Source organism: Novosphingobium sp. ZW T3_23, from assembly GCF_044987305.1.
Lineage (GTDB): Bacteria > Pseudomonadota > Alphaproteobacteria > Sphingomonadales > Sphingomonadaceae > Novosphingobium.
In genome coordinates, this window is sequence record NZ_JBJDRF010000042.1 from 30,343 (window position 1) to 43,008 (window position 12,666).

General features: G+C 66.4%; 13 protein-coding genes. 12 read left to right on the plus strand and 1 reads right to left on the minus strand.

The genetic code is table 11. The features are described from left to right. Positions 1 to 116 precede the first annotated feature (116 nt). Positions 117 to 2,408 (plus strand): beta-glucosidase, encoded by a 2,292-nt coding sequence (locus ACI3K3_RS18580; protein ID WP_404916340.1) that lies wholly within the window; start codon positions 117 to 119, stop codon positions 2,406 to 2,408. On the opposite strand, the gene ACI3K3_RS18585 is transcribed toward ACI3K3_RS18580, so the two are convergent. Continuing rightward, positions 2,398 to 3,351 (minus strand): LysR substrate-binding domain-containing protein, encoded by a 954-nt coding sequence (locus tag ACI3K3_RS18585; RefSeq protein ID WP_404916342.1) that lies wholly within the window; start codon positions 3,349 to 3,351, stop codon positions 2,398 to 2,400. The genes ACI3K3_RS18580 and ACI3K3_RS18585 overlap by 11 nt on opposite strands. Before the next feature lie 111 nt (positions 3,352 to 3,462). Between ACI3K3_RS18585 and ACI3K3_RS18590 the strand changes: the two genes are divergently transcribed. The 11 genes from ACI3K3_RS18590 to ACI3K3_RS18640 all read left to right on the plus strand — a co-directional run. Further along, complete coding sequence (locus ACI3K3_RS18590; RefSeq protein ID WP_404916344.1) at positions 3,463 to 4,620, plus strand: muconate/chloromuconate family cycloisomerase; 1,158 nt, start codon at positions 3,463 to 3,465, stop codon at positions 4,618 to 4,620. Between the two features lie 3 nt (positions 4,621 to 4,623). Then, on the plus strand, positions 4,624 to 4,914 hold the full coding sequence (gene catC, locus ACI3K3_RS18595) for a muconolactone Delta-isomerase (RefSeq protein WP_134095921.1): 291 nt from the start codon (positions 4,624 to 4,626) through the stop codon (positions 4,912 to 4,914). Positions 4,915 to 4,954: 40 nt separating this feature from the next. Then, positions 4,955 to 5,875 (plus strand): dioxygenase, encoded by a 921-nt coding sequence (locus ACI3K3_RS18600; protein WP_404916346.1) that lies wholly within the window; start codon positions 4,955 to 4,957, stop codon positions 5,873 to 5,875. Positions 5,876 to 5,903: 28 nt separating this feature from the next. Further along, entirely contained in the window at positions 5,904 to 7,262 is a 1,359-nt protein-coding gene (locus tag ACI3K3_RS18605; protein WP_404916348.1) for a Rieske 2Fe-2S domain-containing protein, read from the plus strand. Beyond that, complete coding sequence (gene benB, locus ACI3K3_RS18610; protein WP_404916350.1) at positions 7,259 to 7,783, plus strand: benzoate 1,2-dioxygenase small subunit; 525 nt, start codon at positions 7,259 to 7,261, stop codon at positions 7,781 to 7,783. Before ACI3K3_RS18605 ends, benB begins: the two co-directional genes overlap by 4 nt. 10 nt (positions 7,784 to 7,793) lie before the next feature. Beyond that, entirely contained in the window at positions 7,794 to 8,594 is an 801-nt protein-coding gene (benD, locus tag ACI3K3_RS18615; RefSeq protein WP_404916352.1) for a benzoate diol dehydrogenase BenD, read from the plus strand. A gap of 11 nt (positions 8,595 to 8,605) precedes the next feature. Beyond that, on the plus strand, positions 8,606 to 9,313 hold the full coding sequence (locus ACI3K3_RS18620; protein ID WP_404916354.1) for a CoA transferase subunit A: 708 nt from the start codon (positions 8,606 to 8,608) through the stop codon (positions 9,311 to 9,313). A 1-nt stretch (position 9,314) separates the two neighbouring features. Next, the gene (locus ACI3K3_RS18625) at positions 9,315 to 9,968 is read left to right on the plus strand and encodes a 3-oxoacid CoA-transferase subunit B (protein WP_404916356.1); all 654 of its coding nucleotides are present in this window, start codon (positions 9,315 to 9,317) and stop codon (positions 9,966 to 9,968) included. Then, complete coding sequence (gene pcaD, locus ACI3K3_RS18630) at positions 9,968 to 10,750, plus strand: 3-oxoadipate enol-lactonase (RefSeq protein WP_404916358.1); 783 nt, start codon at positions 9,968 to 9,970, stop codon at positions 10,748 to 10,750. The genes ACI3K3_RS18625 and pcaD overlap by 1 nt, the downstream gene beginning before the upstream one ends. A 5-nt stretch (positions 10,751 to 10,755) precedes the next feature. Continuing rightward, positions 10,756 to 11,958 carry a 3-oxoadipyl-CoA thiolase gene (pcaF, locus tag ACI3K3_RS18635; protein ID WP_404916360.1) on the plus strand — a complete coding sequence of 401 codons (1,203 nt, stop codon included), beginning with the start codon at positions 10,756 to 10,758 and terminating at the stop codon, positions 11,956 to 11,958. Continuing rightward, positions 11,958 to 12,666 (plus strand): NAD(P)/FAD-dependent oxidoreductase (locus ACI3K3_RS18640; RefSeq protein ID WP_404916362.1); only part of this gene is annotated, 709 nt, incomplete at its 3' end. The genes pcaF and ACI3K3_RS18640, both read left to right, overlap by 1 nt.

Consider the following 12,666-nt stretch of genomic DNA (forward strand, 5'->3'; position numbering starts at 1 on the left):
ACCATGACGACCGACTACCCCTCCTCCGGTCGTGTCGTCATCCTGGGCGGCGGCACGGCCAGCGGGCCGACCGCCGCCCACCTTTTGCCTACCAAGCCCCCCTTTCCAAGGTGCCGATGACCATGAAGATTGCCGCCCTGCTGGCCGCGCTGACCCTAGGCAGCAGCCTCACCGCTCCGGCCCTGGCGCAGCAGGCCGCTTCCCCGGCCCCATCCACCGTCGGCACCCGTCAATCGGCCGAGGCGCGCGCCGACGCGTTGGTCCGGGCGATGACGCTGGAAGAGAAGCTACAACTCGTCCACGGCTACTTCCCGCCCTTGGCCAAGCCGGTGCCGCCGATCGCGATGATTCCCTCGGCAGGGCACATTCCGGGCATCCCGCGCCTCGGCATTCCCACCCTGCGTGAGAGCGACGCCAGCCTGGGCGTGGCCAACCAGATCGAGCAGCGCAAGGGCGACGTCGCCACCGCGCTCCCCGCCAGCATCGCCACCGCCGCCACCTTCAATCCGAAACTCGCTTACGAAGGCGGCGCGATGATCGGCGCCGAAGCCCGCGCCAAGACGTTCAACGTCCTGCTGGCGGGCGGCGTCAATCTCACCCGCGATCCCTGGAACGGCCGCAATTTCGAATATCTCGGCGAAGACCCGCTGCTGGCGGGCGTCATGGTGGGTGAGCACATCAAGGGCGTGCAGAGCAACCATATCGTCTCCACCATCAAGCACTTCGCACTCAATTCGCAGGAAACGGGCCGCACCGTGCTGGACGCCCGGATCGGCATGGCCGAACTGCGCGAGAGCGACCTGCTGGCCTTCCAGCTCGGCATCGAAAGCGGCAAGCCCGCTTCCGTCATGTGCGCCTACAACAAGCTTAATGGCGACTATGCCTGCGAGAACGACTGGCTGCTGAACAAGGTGCTGAAGCAGGACTGGGCCTACAAGGGCTGGGTCATGTCCGACTGGGGCGCGGTCCATTCCACCGAAAAGGCCGCCATCAACGGCCTCGACCAGGATTCCGGGCAGGAACTGGACGACGCGATGTTCTTCGACACGAAGTTCGCCGAAGCGGTGAAGGCCGGGCGCATCCCGATGGCCTGCCTCGACGACATGGTCCGCCGCATCCTGTTCGGCGTGATCGACAGCGGACTGATGGACGATCCCGTCCCCGAGAGCGCCCAGCCCATCGACTACGCGCGCCATGCCGAAGTCGCCCAGCGCGCGGCGGAGGAAGGCATCGTCCTGCTCAAGAACCAGGGCGATCTGCTGCCGCTGGCCAGGACCGCGAAGAAGATCGTGCTGATCGGCGCCCATGCCGACGTCGGCGTGCTTTCCGGCGGCGGTTCGTCGCAGGTCCGCTCGGTGGGCGGCGCGCCGGTGGAGATCCCGCTGACCAAGGGCGCGGCCGCCTCCTTCGCGCGGATCACCTGGCATGCGTCCTCGCCGCTCAAGGCGATCCAGGCGCTGGCGCCGGGCGCCACCGTCACCTATCTGGACGGCAGCGATGCCAAAGCCGCCGCCGCCGCCGCGAAGGGCGCGGACATGGCGATCGTCTTCGCCTGGGCCTGGCGCACCGAGGCGCAGGATCCCGAAAGCATGGCCCTTCCCGACGATCAGGACGCGCTGATCGATGCCGTTGCCGGCGCCAACCGGAAGACGCTGGTGGTGGTAGAGGCGGGCGGCCCGGTGCTGATGCCCTGGGTCAGCCGCGTGCCCGCCATTCTCCAGGCCTGGTATCCCGGTCAGCGCGGCGGCGAGGCGATCGCCAATATCCTGTTTGGAAAGGTCGCCCCGTCCGGGCGCCTGCCCATCACCTTCCCCGTCGCCGTCAGCCAGGCGCCGCGTCCGGAGCCGCTCGGCCTAGCTGAACTCCACGCTGCCGATGCGCGGCGCGATGCCGGGGACAAGACCGTCTACGGCATGAGCGGGGGCGTCGCCTCCTTCCCGGTCGACTATCCCGAAGGCGCCGATGTCGGCTATCGCTGGTACGCCGCGAAGAACCGGAAGCCGCTGTTCCCGTTCGGCTTCGGCCTCACCTACACCGCGTTCCGCTATGCCAATCTCAAGGTCTCGGACGGCGCGGGGCTGACCGTGGCGTTCGACGTCACCAACAGCGGCAAGCGTGAAGGCGCCGACGTGCCGCAGCTCTACGTCGAGGCGAAGAGCGCAGCCGGCACCAGGGCCTATCGCCTTGCGGGCTTCGAAAAGGTCCGCCTCGCGCCCGGCGAGACGCGCCGCGTTTCGATGACCGTCGATCCGCGCATCATCGCCCGCTTCGAAAACGACGCGCCCGGCGGCCACACGGCCGGCTGGGTGGTCGATGCCGGAACCTATCCGGTGCGGGTGGGCCATTTCGCCGGCGACGCCGCACTGGCAGGAACCGCACGCCTCGATCGGGTGACCATCAAGCCTTAAGGCCCTGGTCGTTCGCGTCCGCGTCGGAAGCGAGCAGCGGCGCGGGCACGGCGTAGCCCCATTCCTCGTACTGCCGCGCGATGATGGCAGCCATTATCGCCAGTTCGGCGGAGTGGTCTCCCGGGCGGTGGCTCATGATGATCGGTGAGGTTGCGGGCTCCACGAGGTCGCGGAAGGCGACATCGTGGCTGCGGGCGCGGCGTACCGACTCGGGGACGATCGCCATGCCTTCCTCGGCGGCGACGAGGCCGATCGCTATCTGGAGTTCCCGCGCTTCGTGGACGATGCGCGGTTCTATGCCGTTGTCGCGAAACAGGGACATGACCTGGTCGGCATAGCTGGGGCGCGGCATGCGCGGGTAGAGGATCTGGGGCTCGTTCGCGATGTCCCGCAGGGAAATGGGGCCTTCGCCATCGGCCAGCGGATGGTGCATCGGAAAGGCCGCGACCAGTCGCTCGTTGCGCAGGATTATGCGCCGGAGCGCCGGATCGTCGAAACGGATGCGGCCGAAGCCCACGTCGATGCGGCCTTCCTTCAGCGCGGCGATCTGGTCCAGCGTGGTGCTTTCCACCATGACCAGCTCTACGTCCGGTGCCGCCTTGCGAAACTCCCGGATCAGCTCGGGCAGGCGGGCATAGATCGTCGATGCCACGAATCCGATGACGAAGCGGCGCCGTTTGCTTTCGGCGGCGGCCTTTACCATGGATTCAAGGTCTTCCATGCGCGCCAGGATCTGCATCGCCTGTTCGTAGAGGAGCTTGCCGACCGGGGTGAGCCGGAGCGGGCGGACCGATCGGTCCAGCAGCTCGGCGCCGACATGAGCCTCCAACTGCTGGATCGCGCGGGAAAGGGGCGGCTGCGCAATGTGCAGCCTCTCTGCCGCGCGATTGAAATTTCCGTCGCTCGCCACGGCAACGAAGTAGCGGAGAAGGCGTAGGTCCATGCTCATTATACCTGCCGGGTATCAACCTCGCACCGGATTGGTCTTTGATGACCGGCCTGGCAAGGACTAGGTAAGTGACAGCAACACTAACCAGTCGGGAGAGACGCCGCAATGGCTATGCTGGATCGGGTCGATACCTTAATCGTCGATGTACCGACGATCCGCCCGCATGTTCTGGCCATGGCCACGATGCATTCGCAGGCGATGGTGATCGTGCGCCTCACCGATACGGACGGCGTCGAGGGGATCGGCGAAGGCACCACGATCGGCGGCCTCAGCTATGGCGAGGAAAGCCCGGAAAGCATCAAGTCCGCCATCGACACTTACATCGTCCCGGTCCTGAAGACCTGCGATATCAGCCGCGTCGGCGCTACCATGGCCAAAGTCGCCAAGTGCGTGCGCGGCAATCACTTCGCCAAGTGCGCGGTGGAAACCGCGCTGCTGGACATGGCGGGCAAGCGCTTGGGCGTGCCCGTTTCCGAACTGATCGCCGGCGGCCGCGTGCGTGACGACATGCCGGTGGCATGGACCCTCGCCAGCGGCGACACCGCGCGCGACATTGCCGAGGGTGAGGAAATGCTCTCGCTCCGCCGCCACCGCATCTTCAAGCTGAAGATCGGCAAGCGCAGCGTGGAACAGGACGTCGCCCATGTCGGCGCGATCTGCAAGGCGCTGGGTGACCGCGCCAGCGTGCGCGTGGACGTGAACCAGAACTGGAGCGAGGCGCAGGCCAAGCTGGGCATGGCGATGCTTCAGGACGTGGGCTGCGATCTGGTCGAACAGCCGATCGCCGGGGACGATATCGCGGCGATGACCCGCCTTGCCACCACGCGCGGCGTGCCGCTGATGGCGGACGAGGCGCTGCACGGGCCGCGCACCGCGCTGCGTATCGCCTCTGCCGGTGCGGCGGGCGTGTTCGCGCTGAAGATCGCGCAATCGGGCGGGCTTTTCGCCACGGCCGAAGTGGCCGCCATCGGCACGGCGGCGGGGATCGGCCTCTACGGCGGCACGATGTTGGAAGGCGGCGTGGGCACGGTGGCCTCGGCCCATGTCTTCGCCACCGTTCCCGAGCTTGCCTGGGGCACCGAACTGTTCGGCCCGCTGCTCCAGACCGAGGAAATTCTCACCGAGCCGCTCGGCTACGGGGACTTTTCGCTGAAGGTGCCGACCGGCCCCGGCCTCGGCATCGCGCTCGATCCCGACAAGGTCGAATTCTTCCGGCGTGACCGTTCGGGCCCGCGCCTTCACGCCGTAAACGCAGGAGCCTGAGCCATGCTGTTCATGGTCGAAATGGACGTCAACATTCCGCTGGACTTCGACGCGGAAGAAGCCGCGAAAATCAAGGCGGCCGAGAAGGCCTATTTCCAGAAGCTCCAGACGGCGGGCACCTGGCGCCACATCTGGCGCAAGGTGGGGCTCTATTCGAACGTCTCGATCTTCGATGTCGAGAGCAATGCGGCGCTGCACGACACGCTGATGGGCCTGCCGCTCTACCCCTTCATGACCATGAAAATCACGCCGCTCTGCCGGCACCCATCCTCCATCCATGACGACGATCGCTGATCGCCGGAGCCACTGAATACAGTCCTTGGGAGAGAACAAAATGGACGTCAGCTTCGTAAAGACCCCGGAAATCCAGCAGCTGCTCGATCGCGCCGCCGGCGTGAACGAGAGCGGCGGCAGCCCCCGCCTCAAGGCGATCATGCGCGACCTCACCGAATCGGTGATGGAGCTGATCGTCCGCCACGACATTTCCGAAAGCGAGTTCTGGCTCGCCATGAAGTACCTGTCGGACAGCGCGGGCGAGATCGGCCTGATCGTGCCGGGCACGGGCCTTGAGCACTTCCTGGACCTCTACATGGACGCCAAGGATGCCGAGGCTGGCCTCTCCGGCGGCACCCCGCGCACCATCGAGGGCCCGCTTTACGTCGCCGGCGCGCCGCTGGTGGAAGGCAACGTGAACCTCTCCGTCGACGAGGACGAGGGCACCACCGTCCTGCACATGACCGGCAATGTCACCGGCCCGGACGGCGAGGCGGTGGAGAACGCGATCGTCCACGTCTGGCACGCCAACTCGAAGGGCTGGTATTCGCACTTCGACCCCACCGGCGAACAGACCCCGTTCAACAACCGCCGCCGTATCAAGCTGGGCAAGGATGGGCGCTATGCGTTCCACTCCAAGCAGCCGAGCGGTTACTCGGTGCCGCCGGGCGGATCGACCGACCAGCTGATGCAGGCGCTGGGCCGCCACGGCAATCGTCCCGCCCACGTCCATTTCTTCATCGAGGCGCCGGGCTACCGCACGCTGACGACGCAGATCAACTTCGGCGACGATCCCTTCGCGGCCGACGATTTCGCCTTCGGCACCCGCGCGGGCCTGCTGCCGGTGCCCAGCCGGCAGGGCGACAGCGCCTACATCCAGTTCGACTTCCAGATGCAGCGCGCCGCCGATGCGGACGACGAGCACTTCTCGTCCCGCGCCCGCGCCGAAGCCGAACCGCAGCCCGAAACAGAAACGGCCTGACCGCCAAGATAACACGGGAGACAGGATCATGTACGAACACCTCATGCACCGGGTCTCGACCGCCGTGGTCGATGACGTCGAAACCGGAGAGTTCCGCTGCCGCCGGGACGTCTTCACCGATCCGGCGCTGTTCGAGCTGGAAATGAAGTATATCTTCGAAAGCAACTGGGTGTACCTCGCCCACGAAAGCCAGCTTCCGAACAAGAACGATTACTTCACGACCTTCATCGGGCGCACGCCCGTGATCCTGACCCGTGCCAAGGACGGCGCGATCAACGGCGTGGTCAATGCCTGCGCGCATCGCGGCGCCAAGCTGTGCCGCCGCAAGCGGGGCAACCAGCCGCTGTTCGTCTGCCCGTTCCACGGCTGGAGCTTCAAGACCGACGGCAAGCTGCTGCGCGCCAAGGATGCCAGCACCGGCGCCTATCCGGACAGCTTCGACCACGAGGGTTCGCACGACCTGACGAAGGTGCGCGTCGAGAGCTATCGCGGCTTCGTGTTCGGTTCGCTGAACCACGATGTGCTGCCGCTCGAAGACCATCTGGGCGAGGCGAAAGTCATCATCGACCAGATGGTCGATCAGGCGCCCGAGGGGCTGGAAGTGCTGACCGGCAATTCCACCTACACTTTCGACGGCAACTGGAAGATGCAGATGGAGAACGGCTGCGACGGCTATCACGTCAGCTCCGTTCACGAAAACTACCAGTCCACCATGGGCCGCCGGGCCGAGGGCGGCACCAAGGCGGTGGACGCCAACGGCTGGTCGAAGGCACCCGCCAGCGGCGTTTACGGCTTCGAGCATGGGCACATCCTGCTCTGGACGCAGGTGATCAATCCCGAGGTCCGCCCGATCTGGAACCACAAGCCCGAACTCGATGCCCGGCTGGGCGAGGAACGGGCCAAGTTCATCATCGAACAGACCCGCAATCTGGCGCTTTATCCCAACGTGTTCCTGATGGACCAGTTCTCGACCCAGATCCGCGTCGTCCGCCCGATCGACGTGCACACCACCGAAGTGACGATCTACTGCTACGCCCCCAAGGGCGAGAGCGCCGAGGACCGCGCCCACCGCATCCGCCAGTACGAGGATTTCTTCAACGTCACCGGCATGGGCACGCCCGACGATCTGGAGGAGTTCCGCTCCTGCCAGAAGGCCTACGAAGGCGCGGGCGAGCTGTGGAACGACCTCAGCCGCGGCGCCACCCGCTGGATCCACGGTGCGGACGCCAATGCCAAGGCCATGGGCATGAACCCCCTGCTCTCCAGCGAGCGCAGCGAGGACGAGGGGCTGTTCGTGCGCCAGCATGAGTTCTGGGCGCAGATCATGCTCGATGGCCTGGCCAAGGACGCGGCCAATCAGCCGCCGATGATGGAGGCAGCGGAATGAGCACGCTCGACATGACCCGTGAGGTTCTCTCCTACCGCGAGATCTGCGCCTTCCTCTACCGCGAGGCGCGCCTGCTGGACGACCGCCAGTTCGACGAATGGCTGGAATGCTATTCGCCCCAAGTCGAATACTGGATGCCGGCCTGGACCGACGACGATGAACTCTGCTCTGATCCGCAGACCGAAATCTCGCTGATCTACTACGCTAACCGGCAGGGTCTGGAAGACCGCGTCTACCGCCTCAACACCGAGCGTTCCTCCGCCTCCACGCCCGAACCGCGTTCGGCGCACTTCATCGGCAATGTCGAAGTGCTGGAGAGCCGGGAAGGGCAGGTGGACCTGCGCTACAACTGGCACACGCTCAGCCACCGCTACCAGCAGACGCAGCAGTTCTTCGGGACCACGTTCCTGACGCTGGATACCGCCGGAGTTTCTGGTGGCGAGACGCCGAAGATCCTGAAGAAGAAGATCGTCCTGAAGGACGACTACATTCATCAGGTCATCGACATCTACCACGTCTGAGGAGGGTGCCGTGATCTTCGCAGGACGTTTCGCAGGCAAAGTCATGGTCGTGACCGGCGCGGCGCAGGGTATCGGGGCCGGTGTCGCAACCCGCGCCGCTGCCGAGGGCGCGAGCGTGGTTCTGGTCGACCGTGCCGAATTCGTGACCGAGGTGGAACAGGCCATCGTGGCGGCGGGCGGAAAAGCAATCTCCGTCTGCTGCGATCTTGAGACCTACGAAGGCGCGGCGATGGCGATGGCCAAGGCGGTCCAAGCCTTCGGGCGGATCGACATCCTGATCAACAATGTCGGCGGCGCGATCCGGATGCGGCCCTATGCCGAGTTCGAGCCTGCGCAGATCGACGCGGAAATCCGCCGCTCGCTGATGCCGACGCTTTACTGCTGCCATGCGGTGCTGCCAACCATGCTGGGGCAGGGCCAAAACGGTCAGGGATCTGGGACGATCGTGAACTTGTCCTCCAACGCCACGCGCGGCATTCGCCGGGTGCCCTATTCGGCGGCGAAGGGCGGGATCAACGGCCTCACCCAGAGCCTGGCGATGGAATATGCGGAAAGCGGCATTCGTGTCGTCGCGACGGCACCGGGCGGCACCAGCGCTCCCCCGCGCCGTGTCGCGCGCAATGCCGAAGGCGACAATGCGCAGGAGCAGGCGTGGATGGCCGAGGCGGTCGCGCAAGTGACCGATTCCGCCTTCCTGAAACGCTACGGAACCCTTGAGGAGCAGATCGCCCCGATCCTGTTCCTCGCCTCGGACGAGGCCAGCTACGTGACCGGCACCGTGCTGCCCGTCGCGGGCGGCGACCTCGGTTAAGGAGACACCAGATGTCCAAAATATTCGATAGCCCCCGCAGCGCCCTCGATGGCCTGCTGTTCGACGGCATGACGATCATGTCCGGCGGGTTCGGCCTCTCGGGCAATCCCGAGAGCCTGATCCCCGAAGTGCGCGCGGCGGGCGTGAAAGACCTGACGGTCGTGTCCAACAACGCGGGCGCGGACGGATTCGGCCTCTGGATGCTGCTGGAGAGCCGGCAGGTGCGCAAGATGATCTCCTCCTATGTGGGCGAGAACAAGCTGTTCGAGAGCCAGTACCTCTCGGGCGAGCTGGAGCTGGAACTCAACCCGCAGGGCACCCTCGCCGAGCGCATTCGCGCAGGCGGCGCGGGCATTCCGGCGTTCTACACCAAGACCGGCGTCGGCACCGTGGTCGCCGAGGGCAAGCCGGTCGAAGTGTTCGAGGGCGAGGAATACGTGCGCGAAACCTGGCTGCGCGCGGACCTGTCGATCATCAAGGCCTGGCGCGCGGACGAGGAGGGCAACCTCCAGTTCCGCAAGACCGCGCGCAACTTCAACCCGAACATGGCGACGGCGGGCAAGGTCACCGTGGCCGAGGTCGAGGAAATCGTGCCCGCCGGCACTTTCGATCCGGACTGCATCCACACCCCCGGCATCTACGTCGACCGCGTGGTGCTTTCGACCATCAACGAGAAGCGCATCGAGAAGCGCACCGTGCGTGAAAGGGAGGTCGCCTGACATGGCTTGGACCCGCGATGAAATGGCCGCCCGCGCCGCGAAGGAACTGCGCGACGGGTACTATGTAAACCTGGGCATCGGCATCCCGACGCTGGTAGCGAACCATGTGCCGGAGGGCATCAAGGTCACGCTCCAGAGCGAGAACGGCATGCTCGGCATTGGCCCGTTCCCTTATGACGAGGATGTCGATCCCGACCTGATCAATGCCGGCAAGCAGACGATCACCGCGCTGCCCACTTCCAGCTTCTTCTCCAGCGCGGACAGCTTCGCGATGATCCGCGGCGGCCATATCGATATGGCCGTGCTGGGCGCGATGGAAGTCTCGGCCGAGGGCGACCTCGCCAACTGGACGATCCCGGGCAAGATGGTGAAGGGCATGGGCGGGGCGATGGACCTCGTCGCCGGCGTCAAGAAAGTGATCGTGGTGATGGACCACGTCTCCAAGCACGGCGATCCCAAGATCCTGCCCGCCTGCACCCTGCCGCTGACCGGCAAGCGCGTGGTGGACATGATCGTCAGCGACCTTGCCGTCTTCGCTGTCGACCGCAAGGCGGGCGGCCTGACGCTGATCGAACTCGCGCCCGGCGTCTCGCTGGACGAGGTTACCGCCAAGACCGGCGCCCCCTTCGCCAGCGCACTGGCAGAGGCGGCCTGATGTTCACCAGCGTTCCCGGCGCACGCCTCTACTGGAAGCTGGAAGGGCGCGATGGCGCTCCAGCACTGGTGCTGCTCAACTCGATCGGCACCGACATGGACTTGTGGGACGCGGTCCTGCCCCATCTTCGCGACCGCTTCGCCCTGCTGCGGATCGATACGCGCGGCCATGGTGCCTCTACGGCCGAGCCGGGTGACTTCTCGATGGCCACGCTGGCGGATGACGTGCTGGCCGTGGCCGACGCCGCCGGGCTGGGATCCTTCGCGCTGGCAGGGGTGTCGCTCGGCGGCATGATCGGCATGGAACTGGCGCTTCGGGCGCCGACCCGCGTGACGAAGCTCGTGCCGGTCTGCACCTCCGCGACGATGGACAGCGCGTCCTGGAACGACCGCATCGCCAAGGTGCGCGGGGCCAAAGTACAAGGGGGCGGCATGGCCGCCATCGCCGATCTGGCGATGGGCCGCTTCCTTTCGGACAGAGCCGAGCCCGCCCTCTACGAAACCGTGCGCCGCCAGCTCCTGACCATGGATGCGCAAGGCTATGCCGGTTGCGGCGCGGCGATCCGAGACATGGCCCTTGCGGACCGTATTGCTGGCATCGCCTGCCCGACGCTGGTCGTCACCGGCACCCGCGACACCTCGACTCCGCTGGAAGGCCACGGCGAGCACCTCGTCTCCCGCATTCCCGGAGCGGCCCATGTCGCGCTGGAGGCCGCCCATCTCGCCCCGCTCGAAGCCCCCGAGGCCCTTGCCGCCGCGCTCGTCTCCTTCCTCGAAAGCTGATCATCGTGACCGAAGCCTTCATCTGCGACGCCATCCGTACTCCCATCGGCAAGCTCAACGGCGCACTCGCCACCGTGCGCGCCGACGATCTGGCCGCACTGCCGCTCAAGGCGCTGATGGCGCGCAATACGCAAGCGGACTGGTCCATGCTGGACGACGTGATCCTCGGCTGCGCCAACCAGGCGGGCGAGGACAATCGCAATGTTGCGCGCATGGCGGTGCTGCTGGCGGGCATGGGCGAGAGCGTGCCGGGCGTCACCGTCAACCGCCTCTGCTCGTCGGGCCTCAATGCGCTTGGCATGGCGGCGCAGGCGATCCGCAGCGGCGACGCGGACTTCATGATTGCGGGCGGCGCCGAAAGCATGACCCGCGCGCCCTATGTCATGGGCAAGGCGGACAGCGCTTTCGGACGCGGCCAGAAGATCGAGGACACGACACTGGGCTGGCGCTTCGTCAATCCTGCGATGAAGGCCGCCTACGGCGTCGATACCATGCCCCAGACCGGCGAGAACGTGGCCGCGCAGTGGCAGGTGAGCCGCGAGGAGCAGGACCGCTTCGCTCTCGCCAGCCAGGAAAAGGCAGCGGCGGCGCAGACGAGCGGACGCTTTGCCGCAGAGATCGTGCCCGTGACGATTGCGCAGAAGAAGGGCGATCCGCTCCTGTTCGGCCGCGACGAGCATCTGCGCGCCACCAGCCTTGAGGCGCTGGCGAAGCTGAAGCCGGTCGTGAAGGCGGACGGCACGGTGACGGCGGGCAATGCCTCCGGCCTCAACGATGGTGCGGCGGCCATGCTGGTCGCCAGCGAGGAAGCCGCGAAACGCCACGGACTTACCCCGCGCGCGCGCGTGATCGGCATGGCGGCCGCAGGCATCGCGCCCCGAGTAATGGGCGCGGGGCCCATCGAGGCGGCGCGCAAGGTGCTGGCCCGCAACGGCCTGACCGTGGACCGGCTTGACGTCATCGAACTCAACGAAGCTTTTGCCAGCCAGGCGATCGCCACCTTGCGCGATCTCGGGATCGATCCCGCCGATCCGCGCGTGAACCCCAACGGCGGCGCCATCGCGCTGGGTCATCCGCTCGGCATGTCCGGTGCGCGCATCGCCATGTCGGCGGTGGAGGAGCTTCACCGCGGCGGCGGTCGCTATGCGCTGGCCTTCATGTGCATCGGCGTCGGCCAGGGGCTGGCCGTACTGATGGAGCGCGTGTGATGTCTGACGTCGTAATCGTGGGAGCCGGGCACGGGGGAGCGCAATGCGCGATCTCCCTTCGCCAGAACGGTTTCGAGGGGACCATCACCGTGATCGGCCGCGAGCCGGAATATCCTTACGAGCGGCCGCCGCTCTCCAAGGAATATTTCGCGCGCGAGAAGACCTTCGACCGGCTCTATATCCGCCCGCCGACGTTCTGGGCGGAGAAGGAGATTACCTTCCTGCTCGGCACCGAAGTCACCAAAGTCGATGCCGAGGCGCGTGAACTGGCGCTCTCGAACGGCGAGACTTTCGGCTACGGCAAGCTGGTCTGGGCGACCGGCGGCGATCCGCGCCGGCTTTCGTGCTCGGGCGCGGAGCTGGCCGGGGTCCATGCCGTGCGCACCCGCGAGGACTGCGACACCTTGATGGCCGAAGTGGATGCCGGCACGAAGAACGTGGTGGTGATCGGCGGCGGCTACATCGGTCTGGAAGCGGCGGCGGTGCTGTCGAAGCTGGGCCTCAAGGTCACGCTGCTGGAAGCGCTGCCGCGCGTGCTGGCACGGGTGGCGGGCGAGCCGCTTTCCGAATTCTACCAGGACGAGCACCGCACGCACGGCGTCGATCTGCGCACCGGCGTGGCGGTGGAATGCCTCGAAGGCGACGGGCACAAGGTGACCGGCGTGAAGCTGGCGGACGGCGAAGTGCTGGCCGCCGAGGCGGTGATCG